The following is an 18,111-nucleotide window of genomic DNA, read 5'->3' on the forward strand; positions in this document are numbered from 1 at the left end:
AGGACCACTTCGCGGGGCATGAGCAAGACCTCATCAAACGGTGGTTGCCTATCGCCGCTTGGCTCGACGATCGATGCGACCTCGGACTCGATCCCTACCAGAAGGCGTCTTCGGGCCCGATAGCCCCGATCGTATTCGGCTCATTTAGGGACGGCTCCGCCTTCTCCGGAGTGAACTTCGCGAGTCAGGACTACCTCTCGCTTTCGTCGCATGAACGTCTCATGCAGGCCACTCATGACGCTGCCCCTGGAGTTCGGCGTTCACAGCGCGGGCTCGTCGATCCTGATGGGTGGCTGCGAGATGTCTCAGCGGCTCGAACGGGCACTGGAAGACTTTCTCGGCTATCTGGAAGTCACCCTGTTTCCCACGGGATGGACGGCGGGATACGGCATCGTGAAGATGCTGGCCCAGCCGGGCGATCATATCGTCATCGATTTTCTGGCCCATGCCTGCCTTCAGGAAGGGGCTACTTGTTCGGGCGCCACGGTTCACAGGTTCCCGCATCTCTCGAACGCCTCCGTGCGAAAGCATCTCGCCCGCATCCGAGCTGCACAGCCCGCTGCGGGCATCCTCGTGGTCACGGAAACGCTGTTCTCGATGGACAGCGACAGTCCCGACATTGTCGAGCTACAGGCGATCTGCACCGATCACGGCGCGACCCTGGTCGTCGACTGCGCGCACGATCTCGGCTGCATGGGCGAGACAGGAAGAGGCATCCTCGAGGTCCACAACATGGTCGGCAAGGTCGACGTTCTGATGGGCTCCTTCTCCAAGACCTTCGCCCAGATCGGAGGTTTCGTCGCGACCCAGCATTCGGGCATGCGGACGGCCATGAGGGCTGCCTGCGGTCCCCAGACGTCTACGAACGCGATGACTCCGATCCAAGCCGCGGTGGTTCTGGAAGCACTGAACATCGTGACGGGTCACGAAGGCGCGGTACGTCGCAAGCGCCTCGCGGCAAACGTCGACTACCTTCGGGAGCGCTTGCGCGAAAGCGGCTTCGCCACGCCGGGCGAGCCCAGTGCGATCGTGCCCGTCGTCGTCGGCAACAGCGGGACGGCCCGCCTCATGACGCGCCACATGATCCGCAACGGCGCGATCGTGAATCTCGTCGAATATCCAGCGGTGGCACGGAGCAAGTCGTTCTGGCGGGTCCAGGTCATGGCCGACCACGAGCGCGAGCATATGGATGCCTTCGTCGCCTGTGCGATCGAAGCACGAACTCTGTGGGGGGCTTCGTCGCAGAATGCCCCCGCGTTCGAGGCGTCGTAGTCTTCGCCAACCCGACAGCTCGCCGTATTCGACGCGCTTGCACGCAGGTGAAGAGCTGCGGTCGACCGTTCCGGTCTTCGTGCAATTCTTATTTCGCCGTTGACATGCCCGCGAGTGCCTTCGCACTCACGGTGGGGCACAAACAGCGGGCGTCACAGGCTCGCCCGTCAGGAACTCGACACCGTTCCCATACCTGACGGCCGCCCCGGGCTTATCGTCCGGGCCTACCAGCGCAGGGCCGTTTTCCCCGGCCGGCACCGGTCGTCATGCCTGCACCATCCGTTGCGGGGCCAAATAGCCTCCCCTCGCCCCAGACGACTTAGCTCTTCTTCATCACAGGCACGCAAGTTCCGAGCGGCAGGCCGGATAGGCGTGGGGTCCAGCCGGCCTTTGCGGCGCCGCCGCGAACGCGGAGCGCGTCGTAGGTCGCTTGGCATTCCTCGATCGAGGCGAAGTGCTGCGGGATCTCGACCACGCCGGAAATGCCGTAGTTCAGGTAGAGAAGCACGTAGGCGATCGTCATCGGCGAATTCTCGAAACGGGTCGGATAGCAGTACAGCACCTGCCCAAGGTTCTTGCCAGCTTCTAGAGACCCAGGCGCAGCCGAAGCTTGTTCGCCGTCCAGCCGAGCATCACGCCGATCAGCGCGCCCGCCGCCTTGACGATGGCGTCGTTCAGATGGGCGTGGCGCGTCGGCGAAAGCTCCTGGAGAAGCTCGAAACCGCCGGATGCGATCACCACGCCGCAGCCGACGAGAAACCAGCTCCGGGGATAGGCGAGGACGAAGAGCGCGGCCATCAGCATGAAGGCGGCGGCGCGATCGAAGTTCACCGGCAGGGGATCGGACGGGCGCAGATCGAGCGGCGAAAGCGTCACGAAGAGCACGGCCGCGAGAGCCATCCAGGCGGCGAGCTGGAACATTCGGGTCAAGGTCATGGCCGAACGATAAGGAGAACCCCGACATTGTGCAATGCACCATGCACAAGGTGCGCTGGCCGGTCGGGCCTCGGCCCGGCTCGGCCGCCGAGGGGGGAGGCCTTGGAAAATCCGCGCCGGGGATTTGGCCACATTCGGCGGCGATGGCTGGGCATCGAACCTCGATCATCCGCCTGGAGCCTCATGTTCATGACACAGACCCTTCGCCCGCAGCGTTCCGCCCTTCGTTCCGGAGCGTCCGGCCTTCTCGTCGCTCTTACGACCTTCGGCTTCTGCGCAGCGGCGAATGCGCAGGAGAAGGCGCCGGAGCCGCCACGGCAGATCACGGTGACGGGAACCGGCGAGGCCAGCGCCAAGCCCGATCTCGCTCTTTCCAGCCTGACGGTGCTGCGCATCGCGCCGACGGCGGGCGCCGCGCTCGAGGAGGCGAACAAGGCGATGAGCGATGTCGTCGAGGCGATGAAGGCGCTCAAGATCGAGCCGCGCGACCTGCAGACGAGCGGCTTCCAGATCTCCCCGCAATATCGCTATGACAACGGCCAGGACGGCACGCAGACGCCGCCGCAACTGGTCGGCTACGAGGTCCGCAACACGCTGTCGGTGCGCATTCGCGATCTTTCCGCGGTCGGCACGATCCTCGACCGCGCCATCGCGCTCGGCGTGAACGAGGGCAACGGCATCCAGTTCACGATCGACGATTCGACGAAGCTGCGCAGCGAAGCCCGCCGCAAGGCGGTGGAGGATGCGCGCGAGACCGCCGCGACGCTCGCGGAAGCCGCCGGCGTGACGCTCGGACCCGTCGTCTCGATCGATGTCTCCAGCGATGCGATGCCGCCGCTTCCCATGCCCATGCAGATGGCCCGCATGGCTGCGGCGGCCCCCAAGGAGGGCGGCGATTCGATGCCCGTCGAAACCGGCGAGAACACCGTCAACGCCAATGTTCGGATGGTCTTCGCGATCGGCGGCGGCTCCTGAAGACGACCGCGTCGAAGGGGGAAGCGGACGTCCGCTTCTCCCTCTGAATCCACGCGAAAAAGGCGGCACCGGTGAGGTGCCGCCTTCCGATGTGTCAAGAGCCGCGCCGCCTAGCGCTGGCCGACCGTAAGAATCGTTAGCGCACGTTCAGGACGGGGCAGCCGCGCTCCTGGGCGAAGCGCACGGAGACGAGGCGGCCGCGCTTCCAGCCATCCACCACGACGGCGCGGCGGTTGTCGCGAACGATCTCCGGCCGGCGCAAGCCGAAGCGGCTGGCCTTGCGCAGCGCCTGTCCCGCCGAGCAGGAGCCGCGGTCGTAGCGCCGGTCGTCCCGGTCCCCCCGGCGGTCCCAGCGATCGCCGCGGTCGTGATACTGGGCGAGTTCGATGCCGGCCATCGGCGAGGTCGTAATCGTAATGCGCGCTTCGCTGGCAGAGGCGGTCGCGGCGCTAAGGCCAAGGGTCGTGGCGGCGATCGTACCGGCGACGAGAAGGCTGCGGCCAAGGGATGTGAACATGGATGTCTCCTTCCGAAAGATGCGGACCCCGATGGCCGCAGATGATGGAAGGCACTGTGACGGACCCTCGCTGAACGGCAGCGGAAGGGCCCGTTCATCAGTCATTCAGACGCTTCAGGCCTGCGCTATTTAAAGCCGGCCGCTCGTCTGCTCCGTCCCCTCGCCGTTTCGAAATCCGCCGCCCGCCATCCGGAGCCATCCCGCTTTCGGGGCACCGTTCCTTTGCTGCACTGCAACCAGCTCGCCTGCGAAACGTTCACTCGCCAAACAGGGATCGACCGAATGGTATTGCCGGAATCCGCGCGCCTTCACCGCATGCTTCGCTATATCGGCTGGCCGCTGGCGCTGCTGCTCGCCTGGGACATCGTGGTGACGCTCGGCTACGTCTATTCCCTCGACGTCTTCATCGATCTGCCGGCCCTACCGATGACGCTGCTCGGCTCAGCGCTGGCGCTGTTCCTCGGCTTTCGCAACAACCATGCCTATCAACGCTGGTGGGAGGCGCGCACGCTCTGGGGCGCCATGGTCAACGCATCACGCTCCTTCGGCCGCTCCGCCTTCCATCTCATCGACAAGTCGGCCGCCAGCCGCGAGGTTCGCCATACGCTTGTCACGCGGCAGATCGCCTATGTGCACGCCCTGCGGTGCCATCTGCGCCGCCAGCCGAGCTTCGAGGAGATCGGCGAGTTTCTCGCACCCGACGAGGTGGAGGAGCTTCAGGGCGTCGCTAACGTTCCGAACGCGATCCTGAACGAGACCGCAGCCATGGTGGCGGAGGCGGCGGACAAGGGGTGGATCGACTCCATCCGCCGCGTCCAGATCGAAAGCCTTCTCGTCGATATGAGCAATGCCCAAGGGGGCATGGAGCGCATCAAGAACACGCCGCTTCCGCGCGAATACGACTACTTTCCGACCTTCTTCACCCAGCTCTTCTGCGTCCTCCTGCCGATCGGCCTCGTCGACGGCCTCACCGTCTACACGCCGATGGCCTCCTTCATCGTCGGCTTCATGATGCTCGCCATGGACCGCGTCGGCGCGGACCTGCAGAACCCGTTCGACAACCGAGCGCACGACGTTCCGCTGACCTCGATCTGCCGAACGATCCAGATCGATCTCGAACAGCTTCGGGGAGAGAAGGCGGTGGCCGCGCCCGTTCGTCCGGTCGAGAACGTCCTCTGGTAGGGGCGAAGTCCGGCGGGGCTTTCGGACGACATCGTCGCGACACAGCGCGGAAACAGAGATGTCTTAATCTTCGGACGTTGCCGTGAACCAACCGGATGCACGTCATGCCGATTGCCCTCGCCCGCCTCCTCGATGCCAAGCTCTTCCTGATCTTCGCCCGGATCGTGCTTACCTTCGTTTTCTGGGGCGCCGGGCTGGGAAAGCTTATCGACTTTCAGGGCGGTGCCGCCGAGATGGCCTATTTCGGCCTCGAACCCGCCGGCCCGGTCAACGCCCTCGTCGTCGCGACGCTTCTCGTCGGCTCGGCGCTCGTCATTCTCGACCGTCATGCCTGGCTCGGCTGCGGCATGCTCGCGGTCTTCACCGCCCTCACCATTCCCCTCGTGCATCACTTCTGGTCGATGAACGGAGAGGAGGCGCTCGCCCATTTCCATACGGCGGCGGAGCATGTGACGGTGATCGGCGCCCTGATGGTCATGGCGATCCTGTCACGCCGGACCTCGCCGAAGGCCGTCCGCGCCGGCGCTTCGGGCCCGGCCTTCGCCGATGGGCGCACCGGCTGACCGCGCGCCTTCACAAACGAAAAGGCCGCCTGCGAGATCGCGGGCGGCCTTTTCGTCTTTCGGAGGATGCTGCCGGACTCTTCAGTCCCGGAAGAGTGCGTCGCCCTGTTCGTCGATCAGCTGGCGGCCCTTGCGAAGCGCGGAATGGGCGGCCTCGTCGGCGGTCTGGAAGACGTCGGCGCGCACGAAGCGATGCTCGCGCCGCGCCTCGCCCGATCCCTTCGAGACCGTTCCGGCCAGCCGGTACTGCCCGCCCTCCTTGATCGGCGTCGCCTCGATCAGAAGATCGCGATAGGTTTCCTCGGCGACGGGCGCCGACGGGCCGGAGGGCGTGGCGGCGGCTTTTTCGCCGCCGCCGAAGAGCTTCTTCAGAAAGGACATGCCGGCGTCACGAATCGAGGAAGGAGCGCAGCTTGCGGGACCGCGACGGGTGCTTCAGCTTGCGCAGCGCCTTCGCCTCGATCTGGCGAATGCGCTCGCGCGTCACCGAGAACTGCTGGCCAACCTCTTCCAGCGTGTGATCGGTGTTCATGCCGATGCCGAAGCGCATGCGAAGCACGCGCTCCTCGCGGGGGGTCAGGGAGGCCAAGACCCGCGTCGTCGTCTCGCGCAGATTGGCCTGGATCGCCGCGTCGATGGGCAGGATCGCGTTCTTGTCCTCGATGAAGTCGCCGAGATGCGAATCCTCCTCGTCGCCGACCGGCGTTTCGAGGGAGATCGGCTCCTTGGCGATCTTCAGGACCTTGCGCACCTTTTCGAGCGGCATGGCAAGCTTCTCGGCAAGCTCTTCAGGGGTCGGCTCGCGGCCGATCTCGTGGAGCATCTGGCGCGAGGTGCGCACGATCTTGTTGATCGTCTCGATCATGTGGACCGGGATGCGGATCGTGCGGGCCTGATCGGCAATCGAGCGCGTGATCGCCTGCCGGATCCACCAAGTCGCATAGGTCGAGAACTTGTAGCCGCGGCGATATTCGAACTTATCGACCGCCTTCATCAGGCCGATATTGCCCTCCTGGATCAGGTCCAGGAACTGGAGGCCGCGGTTCGTGTACTTCTTGGCGATGGAGATGACAAGACGAAGGTTCGCCTCCACCATTTCCTTCTTCGCCTGCCGGGCCTCGCGCTCGCCCTTCTGCACCATGTGGACGATGCGGCGGAACTCGGTGATCTCGAGACCCGTCTCGGTCGCCAGATTCTGGATTTCCTGGCGCAGATTGCGGATGCCGTCCTTCTCGCTCTGAACGAACTTCAGCCAGCCCTTGCCCGCGAGATTGGCAATATGGCGCGTCCAGTTCGGGTCGAGTTCGGAGCCCTGATAGCTCTTCAGGAACTCCTCGCGCTTGACGCCGTAGCTTTCGGCCAGACGCAGAAGCTTGCCCTCGTTGCCGACGAGCCGCTTGTTGATGTCGTAGAACTGGGCGACCAGCGCATCGATGCGGTTCTGGTTGAGCGACAGCGACTTGACTGCCGTGATCAGCTCTTCCTTCAGCTTCTTGTACGAGCGCTCCTGGCTCGGCGAGAGCGTGCCGGTGGCGGCCAGACGGTTCTCGACCTGCTGGTCCTGGAGCTTTCGCAGGCGCTTGTAGCTGTCGGCGATGAGATCGAAGGTTTCGATGACCTGCGGCCGGATCTCGGCTTCCATGGCGGCGAGCGACATGGAGTTTTCGAGATCGTCCTCGTCGTCCTCTTCCTCTTCGCCGAGCGCACGCTCGCCGGGCAGGACGGGGGCCGCGACCTCGCCGTCACCCTCGCCGGGAACGGCGACGACGGGGAGCTTGGCCTCGGGGCCGGCATAGGTCGCCTCGAGGTCGACGACCTCGCGGAGCATGATGTTGCCTTCGTTCAGCTCGTCACGCCAGATGATGATGGCCTGGAAGGTCAGCGGGCTTTCGCAGAGGCCCGCGATCATCGTCTCGCGGCCGGCCTCGATGCGCTTGGCGATCGCGATCTCGCCCTCGCGGGACAGAAGCTCGACCGAGCCCATCTCGCGCAGATACATGCGGACGGGATCGTCCGTCCGGTCCGTGGCTTCCTTCTTGGGAGCGGTCGCGACGGCGGTCGGCCCGGTTTCGGCGAGCTCACCGCCCTCCTTCTCCTCGGCTTCCTTCTCCTCCTCGCCGTCGGCCTCCTCTTCCTCGACGACGTTGATGCCCATGTCGTTCAACATGGCCATCGTGTCCTCGATCTGCTCGGAGGTCACGTCTTCGGAGGTGAGGACGGAGTTTAGCTTGTCCATCGTGACGAAGCCGCGCTTCTTGGCGGCCTTGATCATCTTTTTGACGGCATCATCCGAGAGGTCGAGCAGAGGCCCGTCCGGGGTTTCCGGACGCTCTTCGACGGCCGTTTCGCTGTCCTTGGCCTTCGTCGCCATTCGTTTCCGTCTCCAGTTCGCGCGCCAAGCCCGCTGCAGTCCGAGCCGGCCGCGCAAGGCTGGGGCGTCGCGTTCCCGACCTTAGCCGCAGACCGTTAACGTCCGCTTAACCATATTGCGCATCGCCGCTCGTCGCGGTCCCACGCACCATGGCGCCTGTAAGAAGGCGCAATGCCCATCGATTTCAAGTTCGCCGTCGCACGAAAGGTTCTAAAAAGAGTTCCCATGCCGCCCGAAAGCCGCATCCGTACGCTACCGACCTCTTCAGCCCCATGAGATCCAGCCCATAGCGCCCTTTACGCACGAATGCGAGATTTCAATAGCCTTTGGTCGCACGGCCCGACAAAATGCCGAAACCGTCGATCAGAGCTTCCGTCCCGTTGGGGTCCTGCAACTCGCGCTTGACCTCCACCACATGGGCGAAAGCCTGCTCGGACGGCTGCACGCCGAGCGCCTCTTCAGCCGTCCTCAATTCCCTATTTAGAGACCGGGACCGGTGATGCAAGTGGAGCGCCTGGCGCAGCGACTCGCGCGCATCCTCGGGCGCTGCGCCCGACAGGAAGCTCCAGTCCCCCCGCAAGCGCACCTGCGTCTCGAAGGCCTCGAACATGTCCCGCATGCCGCGATCGGCCAGCGCCTTCAGGAGCACCTCCCGGTCGTTGACGGCGGACGCCGAGACGACGTCGAGCACGGCCGAGCGCAGCTTTGCGAGGTCGCCCGGCTGGATGTCGAGATCGGCGAAATAGTCGAAGGCCTCGTCGAAGAGGACGGGATGATTGATGAAGCCGACGACGATCGTCGTCTCGCGCAGTGCCGGCGTCGTTGCGGCGACCGGCTTCAGGAGGCGCGAGCGGGTCAGCCGGTCTGAGGCGACGACGCGCTTGGAGGCCGAGCCCAGTCGGGGCTCGTCACGCCCGCGAAACTCCCGCCCGCCGCCACCCTCCGGCCGGCGTCCGCCGGCGCCGCGCTTGCCGCTCCTGTCGCGGCCCGGCGATCCAAAGAAGGCGCGCAGGCGCTCGTCGACGTCCTGAAGATAGTGCCGGCGCACGCTCTCGTCGCCGATCTGCCGGGTCAGTCCCTTCAGCCGGTGTTCCAGATCCGCCCGGCGCTCGGGCGTGTCGAAGGCGCCGCCGGCGGTCTCGCGCATCCAGAGGAGATCGGCCAGCGGCCGCGCGCTCCCCAGCACCGCCCGGAAGCCATCGGCCCCGCGCTCGCGAACGAGATCGTCCGGGTCCTGTCCGCCGTCGAGAAGGGCAAAGCGCAGAGAGCGGCCGGGTTTCAGCGCCGGCAGCGCCACCTCGGCCGCGCGATGCGCCGCCTTCAGGCCGGCCGGATCGCCGTCGAAGCAGAGGATCGGTTCGGGCGCATTGCGCCAGAGGAGTTCGAGCTGGCGATCGGTCAACGCGGTGCCGAGCGGGGCGACGGCATTCTCGAAGCCGGCCTGGGCGAGCGCGATGACGTCGACATAGCCCTCGACCACGACGAGCGTGCCGGCCGCCTTGGAGGCCCGGCGCGCGCGCGCGATATTAAAGAGCGTCGCCCCCTTCACGAAGACGTCCGTCTCGGGCGAGTTGAGATATTTGGCGGAGACGTCGGACGACAGGGCCCGGCCGCCGAAGGCGATGACGCGCTCCTGGGCGTCCTCGATCGGGAACATGATGCGGTCGCGGAACCGGTCGTAGGAGACCGCGATGCCCTCGCCGTGGACGACGAGACCGGCGGCCTCGATCTCGGCCTTGCCGACGCCCTTGGCCGCCAGGAACTCCTTCAGCCGGTTGCGGCTCTCCGGCGCGTAGCCGATGCCGAAGAGCTTCTGCGTCTGCGGATGGATGCCGCGATCGCGCAGATAGGCGCGCGCCTTCGCGCCCTCCGGCTCCTGCAGCATACCCTGGAAGAAGCCGCTTGCAAGCTTCAGCGCATCGAGGATCGTCGCGCGCTGTCCGTCCCGCTTCTCCGCCTCCGGATCGCGGGCCGGCATCTGCAGCCCCGCCTCCCCCGCCAGCCGCTCCACGGCCTCGGGAAAGGAAAGGCCCTCGGCCTCGACGAGAAAGCGGAAATGATCGCCCGACACGCCGCAACCGAAGCAGTGGTAGCGGCCCTTGCGGTCCTCGCAATGGAAGGAGGGCGACTTCTCGGAGTGGAACGGGCAGCAGGCCCAGAAGTCGCCCTTGCTGCTCTGGGTCTTCCGGCGATCCCAGGTCACGCGCCGGCCGACCACGTCCGAGATCGGCACGCGGTCGCGAATGTCGTCGAGAAACTGAGGCGAGAAGCGCATGGGACCGATGATCTTGAAATGAGCGGCGTTCGATCCGACGGGACCGCGCCGCCGGAACGAGACTAGCAGATGTCGCCTCCGGAGTCAGATCGCAATGGGCGGGCCGCCATGAGGAGGCCAACGTCGCACGCCTGTCGCCGTTGGACGCTACACGCGGGGCGCGCACGGACTGCCTTCGGAACCCTACGAACCCGAGTGGGTAAGGTAAATTATTGGTTGTGGCCTCAAGAAAGACAAAATTGCATTAACCAGCCGTTCATCATCTTGAATACCGCATACTGTTATGTCATTCGAAGTCTAGCGGCGAGCTTCGCTCACGAATTTCGTGAATTCATCGTCGCCAACGAGATTATATCAGGTTTACTGACCAGTTCTATTCTCGATTTGACACAGATTTGAACGAATAGACTCCAGTCTTAGCGACAGCGGGCTGGTCTTCGCCCCATCACGTCTCAAAATGACGCAACAGGAGCCTGGAAGTGGCAACGATCTACGGCACAGTCAACGACGACATTCTCTACGGCACTAACAGCGATGATACGATTTTCGCTGGCGAAGGAAACGACACGGTTACAGGCAACAAAGGCTTGGACACCGTTTACGGCGGCGCAGGCAATGATCGCATTTCCGGCAGCGACGGTGACGACAAGCTCTTCGGCGACGACGGTGACGATCGTCTTTTCGGCAATGGCGGCAACGATGAGCTGCATGGCGGCGCCGGCAACGATAATCTCGACGGTAGCGACGGCGACGACACGCTCTTCGGCGACGACGGCGACGACATCCTGAACGGCAATGGCGGAAACGACCACCTCTACGGCGGCGCCGGCAAGGACTTCCTTTTCGGCTCCAACGGCGCTGACTATCTCGACGGCGGCGACGGCAACGACAACCTCCAGGGCGCCGACGGCAACGACATCCTGCTCGGCGGCAACGGCAACGACTGGCTAAGCGGCGGCGAAGGCAACGACAATCTATATGGCGGCGAAGGCAACGACGAGCTCGTCGGCGGCACGGGAACCAACGAGCTCTACGGCGAGAACGGCGACGACACGCTGGTCGGCGGCAACGAGGTCGACTCCCTGTTCGGCGGCGCCGGCAAAGATCTCCTGTTCGGCAATCTTGGTCGCGATCAGCTGACCGGTGGCGCTGGCTCGGACATCTTCCAGTTCCGCACGACCGCGGATTCGGCCGTCGGCGCGGGAAACCGCGACCAGATCCTTGATTGGACGCCGGATTCCAAGAGCTACGTCTGCCACAAGGGTTTCGTGACCGTTCAGGGCGACCAGATCGACCTTTCGGCCATCGATGCCGACAGCAGGGCATCGAACGGCGACACCGCCTTCAAGTTCATCGGCTGCGGCAACTTCACGGCCGCCGGCCAGGTCCGCTACTTCTTCGAGAACGGCAACACGATCGTTCAGCTGAACACGGACAACAACCGCTGCACCGTCGAGTCCGAAATCCAGCTCACCGGCATACGCGATCACCTCGTGGCCTCGGACTTCATTCTCTAAGCCTTCGGGCAAAGCTTAGAACACCGCACGATCGGGAGGCCCGGACAGTCCTTGTCCGGGCCTTCTGCATGACAACCCGATGCCCTTCGGCGTTCTTAGACGCGGCAGAAGCCCGCGTCCTAACGCACCCGTCAGCCGGCGGTCAGCTGGCGCTTCACCACGCCGTTGGCCTTGCCGAAGTCCATCTGTCCGGCATGGCGTTCCTTCAGCGCGCCCATGACGCGGCCCATGTCCTTCATGCCGGCCGCGCCGAGATCGGCGATGGTCGCGGCGACGGCGGCCTCCATGCCGGCCTCGTCCATCTGCGCGGGCATGAAGCCGGCGATGACGGCGATCTCCTCGCGCTCCTTGGCCGCAAGCTCCGGGCGCGCATTGTCCTCGTAGATCTTGGCCGATTCCTCGCGCTGCTTGACCATCTTGGTCATGATCTGCACGATCTCGTCGTCGGACGCGGCCTCGCGGTTCTGCCCGCGATTGGCGATGTCCTTGTCCTTGATGGCGGCGTTGACGAGGCGCAGCGTGCTCGTCCTCGCGGCGTCGCGCGCCTTCATGGCGTCTCTCAGGGCTTCCGTGATCGCGGCGCGCATGGCGGCCTCCTCGTCCGTCGTTTCAGGGGTCGTTGATGGCGCGTTCGGCAGCCGGCCTCTAGCCGGCTCCTGCCTTGCAAAGCCGTTCCGGGGAGGTAAACTTGGGCAAAACCATGCGCAAGAGACTTGCGGTCCGGGCCGGGAGCGTCGATATCGAGGCTCGACAGAAGCCGGCGCCTGCCCGACGTCCGTCCGCCATGCCCGGCGGCCGGGCGTTTTCGCGCGACGGGTCGGACAAGCGTTCGGTGCGCCGGACAGGCCGACCGAACCCGTCCTTGCCGGCAAGACGCCCGGACCCGAGAGGGTCGCTAGGAAGATTGAGAGGTACGCCATGACCGAAGCCTGGACCACCCGCATCCCGACCGCGCTCCTGGTGCTTGCCGACGGCACGGTGATCGAAGGCGACGGGCTCGGCGCCACCGGCATCGTCGAAGGCGAGGTCTGCTTCAACACGGCGCTGACCGGCTACCAGGAAATCCTGACGGACCCGTCCTATTCCCGCCAGATCGTCACCTTCACCTTCCCCCATATCGGCAATGTCGGCGCCAACGAGGAGGATGCCGAAGACCTCGTTCCTGCCAATGCCTGTGGCGCGGTCGGCGCGATCTTCCGTGCCGAGGTCTCGACGCCCTCCAACTACCGCTCGTCCGGCGGCCTCGACGCCTGGCTGAAGAAGCGCGGCGTCATCGCTTTGTCCGGCATCGACACCCGTGCCCTCACCGCCCACATCCGCGAGCGCGGCGCGCCGAACGCCGTCATCGCGCATGATCCCAATGGCGTGTTCGACGTCGAGGCCCTGAAGGCGCGTGCCAGAGCCTGGTCCGGCCTCGTCGGTCTCGATCTCGCCAAGGACGTCGCCGTCGGCCAGTCGGTCGTGTGGAACGAGAAGGCCTGGGTCTGGAACGAGGGCTTCGCCCGCGAGGAGGCGCCCCGCTACAAGATCGTCGCCATCGACTACGGCACCAAGCGCAACATCCTGCGCCTCATGTCCGACCGCGGCGCCGAGGTCATCCTGATGCCCGCCACCGCGACGGCAGAGGAGGTCATGGCGCACCATCCCGACGGCGTGTTCCTGTCGAACGGCCCGGGCGATCCGGAAGCGACCGGCGACTACGCCGTGCCGACGATCCAGGGCTTGATGGAGACGGGCGTTCCGATGTTCGGCATCTGCCTCGGCCACCAGATGCTGGCGCTGGCGCTCGGCGGCAAGACCGAGAAGATGCACCAGGGCCACCATGGCGCGAACCATCCGGTGATGGACCACACGACCGGCAAGGTCGAGATCGTCTCCATGAACCACGGCTTCGCGGTCGAATCGGCCTCGCTCCCCTCAAGCGTCGAGGAGACGCACATCTCCCTCTTCGACCAGTCCAATTGCGGCCTTCGCGTCCGCGACAAGCCGATCTTCTCGGTCCAGCACCATCCCGAGGCCTCCCCCGGCCCCCAGGATTCGCACTATCTCTTCGACCGCTTCTTCCAGATGATCGACGAGAAGCGCGCCGGCACCGCTTGACCGGAACGGATGGGGAATTAAGCAGACCGGTGAAAAACTTCGCCGGCTGACCATCCCGGCATCTTGATTGTGACAGCCTGAGCGGCTCTCTCGAAGCCGTTCGCCCGTTCCAAACGGGCTTCGTCGCAGGAGGGATGCCGTGGAACCCGACGAATTTCGCCAGTGGCGCAAGAGCCTCGGCTGGAAGCAGAAGGACGCTGCCGAGAAGCTCGGCCTGAAGAAGCGCGTCATCCAGTATTACGAGAAGGGCGATCGCGACGGGAAGGCCGTCGCCATTCCGACATCGGTGGAACTGGCCTGCCTTGCCCTCGCGCTCGGCCACGACGCCTGGGACGGCGAGGTCGCCGCCCGCGCCATCGAAGGCCGCACCGCGCCGACACCGCTCCCCGATGATGCGCCGCTAGAGGCCCTGGCCGCGCTGGACGGGGCCGATGGAGACGGCCCCTCCCCGGAAGCGCAGGCCTTCGTCGAGCCGGGCGAGGCATCCCCGTCGAACGACGGACATCCCCACGACCACGGCTGACGCCCGGACGATCGGTCCGGACGGACTGTGGCGGGCAGCATGTCCCTGACCGGACTCGGACTTCGGCAGAATCCGGTGGCGGGGCATGGTCGAACTCGAGCGGCGCTTGAGCATCTCTCGCTCAAGTTCGTCCGGCCGAGGGGCTCATCCACCCGGCCAACCGGCCTTGAATCGCACGAGCGTCCCGCCGGGCCTTTCACTGCGCGATGCTTTTGCCTATAAGCCGGTCCTAGCCTGACGAACCGTCCTCTGCCACCGGCCGCGAGCCTTTTCCGCGACCGGCTTTGGCGCGCGACGATGCTAGCCGACGAAAGACCGCCATGCCCAAGCGCACCGACCTGTCCTCCATCCTCATCATCGGTGCGGGACCGATCATCATCGGTCAGGCTTGCGAGTTCGACTATTCCGGCACGCAGGCCTGCAAGGCGCTGAAGGCGGAAGGCTATCGGATCATCCTCGTCAATTCCAATCCGGCGACGATCATGACCGACCCGGATCTCGCCGACGCCACCTATATCGAGCCGATCACGCCCGAGGTCGTCGCCAAGATCATCGAGAAGGAGCGCCCCGACGCGATCCTGCCGACGATGGGCGGCCAGACCGCGCTGAACACGGCGCTCTCGCTGAAGCGCATGGGCGTGCTCGACAAGTTCAACGTCGAGATGATCGGCGCCGACGCCGCCGCCATCGACATGGCCGAGGACCGCGCCCTCTTCCGCGAGGCGATGAAGCGGATCGGGCTGGAGACCCCGAAATCGCTTCTCGCCAACGCGACCGAGGCCAAGAAGGCCGACAAGAAGGTCTACGAGGACAAGAAGGCGGCCATCGTCGCCGAGACGCCGGCCGGCGAAGCGCGCGACAAGGCGCTGGCCATGCTGGAATACGAGTGGCTGGGCGGCGAAGTCGAGCGCAAGCAGCGCTACATGACGCGCGCTCTGGCGGCCGCGGCGGAGGCGCTCGACGAGGTCGGTCTTCCCGCCATCATCCGCCCCTCCTTCACCATGGGCGGCACGGGCGGCGGCATCGCCTACAACAGAGGCGAGTTCTTCGAGATCGTCGAGGGCGGGCTCGACGCCTCGCCGACGACGGAAGTGCTCATCGAGGAGAGCGTGCTCGGCTGGAAGGAGTACGAGATGGAGGTCGTCCGCGACAAGGCGGACAATTGCATCATCGTCTGCTCCATCGAGAACATCGATCCGATGGGCGTCCACACGGGCGATTCCATCACCGTCGCGCCGGCTCTGACGCTGACCGACAAAGAATACCAGATCATGCGCAACGCCTCGATCGCGGTCCTGCGCGAGATCGGCGTCGAGACCGGCGGCTCCAACGTCCAATTCGCCGTGAACCCGGAAAACGGGCGCCTCGTCGTCATCGAGATGAACCCGCGCGTCTCGCGCTCCTCCGCGCTCGCCTCCAAGGCGACGGGCTTCCCGATCGCCAAGATCGCGGCCAAGCTCGCCGTCGGCTTCACGCTGGACGAGCTCGACAACGACATCACGGGCGGCGCGACGCCGGCCTCCTTCGAGCCCTCGATCGACTATGTCGTCACCAAGATCCCGCGCTTCGCCTTCGAGAAGTTCCCGGGCGCCTCGACGACGCTGACCACGGCGATGAAGTCGGTCGGCGAGGTCATGGCGATCGGCCGCACCTTCCAGGAGTCGCTGCAGAAGGCGCTTCGGGGCCTGGAGACCGGCCTGACAGGCCTCGACGAGATCGAGATTCCCGGCCTTCGCGCCCATTCCGTTGAAAAAGGGGCCAACGACGACCGCAACGCGATCCGCGCCGCGCTCGGCACGCCGACGCCGGACCGGTTGCGCATGGTGGCGCAGGCCATCCGCATGGGCACTTCGCTCGACGAGGTGCATCAGATGTGCCGCATCGACCCGTGGTTCCTGGAGCAGATCGACGGCATCATCCAGATGGAGGCCCGCATCCGCGAGCATGGCCTTCCGCAGGACGCCGCCAATCTGCGGCACCTGAAATCCATGGGCTTTTCCGACGCGCGCCTCGCTTCGCTCACCAAGCGCGAACCGGCCGAGGTCTCCCGCCTGCGCGAGCGGCTGGACGTGCACCCGGTCTTCAAGCGGATCGACACCTGCGCCGCCGAGTTCGCCTCGCCGACGCCCTACATGTACTCGACCTACGAGACGCCCTTCGCCGGCCAGCTGCGCTCGGAAGCCGAGGTCTCCGACCGTAAGAAGGTCGTCATTCTCGGCGGCGGTCCGAACCGCATCGGCCAGGGCATCGAGTTCGACTATTGCTGCTGCCACGCCGCCTTCGCCCTTCGGGACGCGGGCTACGAGGCGATCATGGTCAACTGCAATCCCGAGACCGTCTCGACCGATTACGACACGTCCGACCGGCTCTACTTCGAGCCGCTGACCGCCGAGGACGTGCTGGAAATCCTGCGCGCGGAGAAGGCCGCGGGCACGCTTCACGGCGTCATCGTGCAGTTCGGCGGGCAGACGCCGCTGAAGCTCGCCGAAGCGCTGGAAAAGGCGGGCATCCCGATTCTCGGCACTTCGCCCGACATGATCGATCTCGCCGAGGACCGCGACCGCTTCCAGAAGCTTCTGATGAAGCTCGGCCTCGCCCAGCCGCGCAACGGCATCGCCCATTCGGTCGAGCAGGCCCGCACGATCGCCGGCGAGCTCGGCTTCCCGCTCGTCGTGCGCCCGTCCTACGTGCTCGGCGGCCGCGCCATGCAGATCATCCACGACGAGGGGATGCTCCAGTCCTACCTGCTCGACACCGTTCCCGGCCTCGTGCCGGAGGAGATCAAGCAGAAATATCCGAACGACAAGACCGGGCAGATCAACACGCTGCTCGGCAAGAACCCGCTCCTTTTCGACACCTATCTCACCGACGCGATCGAGGTGGACGTCGACTGTCTCTGCGACGGCTCGAACACCTATGTCTCCGGCATCATGGAGCATATCGAGGAGGCCGGCATCCATTCGGGCGATTCGGCCTGCTCCCTCCCCGTCCATTCGCTCTCGCACTCGATCGTCGAGGAGCTGGAGCGCCAGACCTCCGCCCTCGCCCGCGCGCTGCATGTCGGCGGGCTGATGAACGTGCAGTACGCCATCAAGGACGGCACGATCTTCGTGCTGGAGGTGAACCCGCGCGCCTCGCGCACGGTGCCCTTCGTCGCCAAGACGATCGGGCGCCCGATCGCCAAGATCGCCGCCCGCATCATGGCCGGCGAATCGCTGGATCAGGCCTTCGCGCCCTATGGCGGCAAGATCGACCCGAAGACGATCCGCCATGTCGCGGTGAAGGAGGCGGTCTTCCCCTTCGCGCGCTTCCCCGGCGTCGACATCCTGCTCGGACCGGAGATGAAGTCGACGGGCGAGGTCATGGGCCTCGACCGCGACTTCGCCATCGCCTTCGCCAAGGCGCAGCTCGGCGCGGGCGTCGACCTGCCGCGCCACGGCGCGCTCTTCGTCTCCGTCCGAGACGAGGACAAGGACGGGATGCTGCCTGCCGTCAAGCGTCTGGCCGATCTCGGCTTCAAGGTCCTGGCGACCTCGGGCACGGCCCGCTTCCTCGGCGAGAACGGTATCGCGGCGCAGAAGATCAACAAGGTGCTGGAGGGACGGCCGCATATCGAGGACGCCATCCGCAACAGCCGCGTGCAGATCGTCTTCAACACGACGGATGGCCAGAAGGCGGTGTCCGATTCGAAGTCGCTCCGCCGCGCGACGCTGATGCACCGCGTGCCCTACTACACGACCCTGGCCGGCATGGTGTCGGCCTCCGAGGCGATCGAGGCGCTGCGGGCGGGCGGGCTTGAAGTGCGCTCGCTGCAGTCCTACTTCCTGCCCGCTTAACGGGGGTCGGTCCCGGCTGAAACCGCGCGCTTTCGAACGCGGCC

The 18,111-nt window shown here is 65.5% G+C and carries 15 protein-coding genes; 8 read left to right on the forward strand and 7 right to left on the reverse strand.

Annotation, left to right across the window (positions count from 1 at the left end; translation table 11 throughout):
* Nucleotides 1-234 precede the first annotated feature (234 nt).
* Nucleotides 235-1,272, forward strand: coding sequence for an aminotransferase class I/II-fold pyridoxal phosphate-dependent enzyme (locus ASG62_RS00170; RefSeq protein WP_056689498.1), 1,038 nt, complete (start codon nucleotides 235-237; stop codon nucleotides 1,270-1,272).
* A gap of 319 nt (nucleotides 1,273-1,591) precedes the next feature.
* Here the strand turns inward: ASG62_RS00170 and ASG62_RS00175 are convergent, their stop codons facing one another.
* Entirely contained in the window at nucleotides 1,592-1,795 is a 204-nt protein-coding gene (locus tag ASG62_RS00175; RefSeq protein ID WP_056689500.1) for a hypothetical protein, read from the reverse strand.
* A gap of 62 nt (nucleotides 1,796-1,857) precedes the next feature.
* Nucleotides 1,858-2,208 carry a VanZ family protein gene (locus tag ASG62_RS00180; protein WP_056689502.1) on the reverse strand — a complete coding sequence of 117 codons (351 nt, stop codon included), beginning with the start codon at nucleotides 2,206-2,208 and terminating at the stop codon, nucleotides 1,858-1,860.
* A 189-nt stretch (nucleotides 2,209-2,397) separates the two neighbouring features.
* Here ASG62_RS00180 and ASG62_RS00185 point away from each other — a divergent pair, with 189 nt between their 5' ends.
* On the forward strand, nucleotides 2,398-3,183 hold the full coding sequence (locus tag ASG62_RS00185) for an SIMPL domain-containing protein (RefSeq protein WP_082536962.1): 786 nt from the start codon (nucleotides 2,398-2,400) through the stop codon (nucleotides 3,181-3,183).
* A gap of 136 nt (nucleotides 3,184-3,319) precedes the next feature.
* On the opposite strand, the gene ASG62_RS00190 is transcribed toward ASG62_RS00185, so the two are convergent.
* Entirely contained in the window at nucleotides 3,320-3,700 is a 381-nt protein-coding gene (locus ASG62_RS00190) for a hypothetical protein (RefSeq protein WP_056689504.1), read from the reverse strand.
* A gap of 282 nt (nucleotides 3,701-3,982) precedes the next feature.
* Here ASG62_RS00190 and ASG62_RS00195 point away from each other — a divergent pair, with 282 nt between their 5' ends.
* Nucleotides 3,983-4,882: a bestrophin family protein gene (locus ASG62_RS00195; protein ID WP_056689505.1), complete on the forward strand. Its 900-nt coding sequence runs from the start codon at nucleotides 3,983-3,985 to the stop codon at nucleotides 4,880-4,882.
* Nucleotides 4,883-4,986: 104 nt separating this feature from the next.
* Complete coding sequence (locus tag ASG62_RS00200; protein ID WP_056689755.1) at nucleotides 4,987-5,445, forward strand: DoxX family protein; 459 nt, start codon at nucleotides 4,987-4,989, stop codon at nucleotides 5,443-5,445.
* 81 nt (nucleotides 5,446-5,526) lie between these two features.
* On the opposite strand, the gene ASG62_RS00205 is transcribed toward ASG62_RS00200, so the two are convergent.
* The 3 genes from ASG62_RS00205 to dnaG all read right to left on the reverse strand — a co-directional run bounded on the left by ASG62_RS00205 (nucleotide 5,527) and on the right by dnaG (nucleotide 10,091).
* Nucleotides 5,527-5,826, reverse strand: coding sequence for an HlyU family transcriptional regulator (locus tag ASG62_RS00205; RefSeq protein ID WP_056689507.1), 300 nt, complete (start codon nucleotides 5,824-5,826; stop codon nucleotides 5,527-5,529).
* A 7-nt stretch (nucleotides 5,827-5,833) separates the two neighbouring features.
* Nucleotides 5,834-7,816, reverse strand: a complete 1,983-nt coding sequence (gene rpoD / locus ASG62_RS00210; protein WP_057180240.1) for an RNA polymerase sigma factor RpoD — start codon at nucleotides 7,814-7,816, stop codon at nucleotides 5,834-5,836.
* 316 nt (nucleotides 7,817-8,132) lie between these two features.
* A complete protein-coding gene (gene dnaG / locus ASG62_RS00215) occupies nucleotides 8,133-10,091 on the reverse strand; it encodes a DNA primase (protein WP_056689512.1) in 1,959 nt (652 codons plus the stop codon).
* A gap of 479 nt (nucleotides 10,092-10,570) precedes the next feature.
* Between dnaG and ASG62_RS27785 the strand changes: the two genes are divergently transcribed.
* Nucleotides 10,571-11,608, forward strand: coding sequence for a calcium-binding protein (locus ASG62_RS27785; RefSeq protein WP_156381902.1), 1,038 nt, complete (start codon nucleotides 10,571-10,573; stop codon nucleotides 11,606-11,608).
* 131 nt (nucleotides 11,609-11,739) lie between these two features.
* Here the strand turns inward: ASG62_RS27785 and ASG62_RS00225 are convergent, their stop codons facing one another.
* Nucleotides 11,740-12,195 (reverse strand): GatB/YqeY domain-containing protein, encoded by a 456-nt coding sequence (locus ASG62_RS00225; RefSeq protein WP_056689515.1) that lies wholly within the window; start codon nucleotides 12,193-12,195, stop codon nucleotides 11,740-11,742.
* A gap of 331 nt (nucleotides 12,196-12,526) precedes the next feature.
* Here ASG62_RS00225 and carA point away from each other — a divergent pair, with 331 nt between their 5' ends.
* The 3 genes from carA (at nucleotide 12,527) to carB (ending at nucleotide 18,067) form a co-directional block, all read left to right on the forward strand.
* Entirely contained in the window at nucleotides 12,527-13,708 is a 1,182-nt protein-coding gene (gene carA, locus ASG62_RS00230) for a glutamine-hydrolyzing carbamoyl-phosphate synthase small subunit (protein ID WP_056689517.1), read from the forward strand.
* Between the two features lie 139 nt (nucleotides 13,709-13,847).
* A complete protein-coding gene (locus ASG62_RS25180) occupies nucleotides 13,848-14,231 on the forward strand; it encodes a helix-turn-helix domain-containing protein (protein WP_082536950.1) in 384 nt (127 codons plus the stop codon).
* A 320-nt stretch (nucleotides 14,232-14,551) separates the two neighbouring features.
* Nucleotides 14,552-18,067, forward strand: a complete 3,516-nt coding sequence (carB, locus tag ASG62_RS00240) for a carbamoyl-phosphate synthase large subunit (protein ID WP_056689519.1) — start codon at nucleotides 14,552-14,554, stop codon at nucleotides 18,065-18,067.
* The last annotated feature ends 44 nt before the right edge of the window (nucleotides 18,068-18,111 follow it).

The sequence above is a fragment of the Aureimonas sp. Leaf427 genome (assembly GCF_001425485.1).
In the GTDB taxonomy this organism is placed as follows: domain Bacteria; phylum Pseudomonadota; class Alphaproteobacteria; order Rhizobiales; family Rhizobiaceae; genus Plantimonas.

What these genes read in the sequence shown, in the direction of transcription:
- ASG62_RS00170 (WP_056689498.1), top strand. Translation starts at nt 235, where the DNA reads ATGACGCTGCCCCTGGAGTTCGGCGTTCACAGCGCGGGCTCGTCGATC.
- ASG62_RS00175 (WP_056689500.1), bottom strand. Translation starts at nt 1,795, where the DNA reads ATGACGATCGCCTACGTGCTTCTCTACCTGAACTACGGCATTTCCGGC.
- ASG62_RS00180 (WP_056689502.1), bottom strand. Translation starts at nt 2,208, where the DNA reads ATGACCTTGACCCGAATGTTCCAGCTCGCCGCCTGGATGGCTCTCGCG.
- ASG62_RS00185 (WP_082536962.1), top strand. Translation starts at nt 2,398, where the DNA reads ATGACACAGACCCTTCGCCCGCAGCGTTCCGCCCTTCGTTCCGGAGCG.
- ASG62_RS00190 (WP_056689504.1), bottom strand. Translation starts at nt 3,700, where the DNA reads ATGTTCACATCCCTTGGCCGCAGCCTTCTCGTCGCCGGTACGATCGCC.
- ASG62_RS00195 (WP_056689505.1), top strand. Translation starts at nt 3,983, where the DNA reads ATGGTATTGCCGGAATCCGCGCGCCTTCACCGCATGCTTCGCTATATC.
- ASG62_RS00200 (WP_056689755.1), top strand. Translation starts at nt 4,987, where the DNA reads ATGCCGATTGCCCTCGCCCGCCTCCTCGATGCCAAGCTCTTCCTGATC.
- ASG62_RS00205 (WP_056689507.1), bottom strand. Translation starts at nt 5,826, where the DNA reads ATGTCCTTTCTGAAGAAGCTCTTCGGCGGCGGCGAAAAAGCCGCCGCC.
- rpoD (WP_057180240.1), bottom strand. Translation starts at nt 7,816, where the DNA reads ATGGCGACGAAGGCCAAGGACAGCGAAACGGCCGTCGAAGAGCGTCCG.
- dnaG (WP_056689512.1), bottom strand. Translation starts at nt 10,091, where the DNA reads ATGCGCTTCTCGCCTCAGTTTCTCGACGACATTCGCGACCGCGTGCCG.
- ASG62_RS00225 (WP_056689515.1), bottom strand. Translation starts at nt 12,195, where the DNA reads ATGCGCGCCGCGATCACGGAAGCCCTGAGAGACGCCATGAAGGCGCGC.
- carA (WP_056689517.1), top strand. Translation starts at nt 12,527, where the DNA reads ATGACCGAAGCCTGGACCACCCGCATCCCGACCGCGCTCCTGGTGCTT.
- carB (WP_056689519.1), top strand. Translation starts at nt 14,552, where the DNA reads ATGCCCAAGCGCACCGACCTGTCCTCCATCCTCATCATCGGTGCGGGA.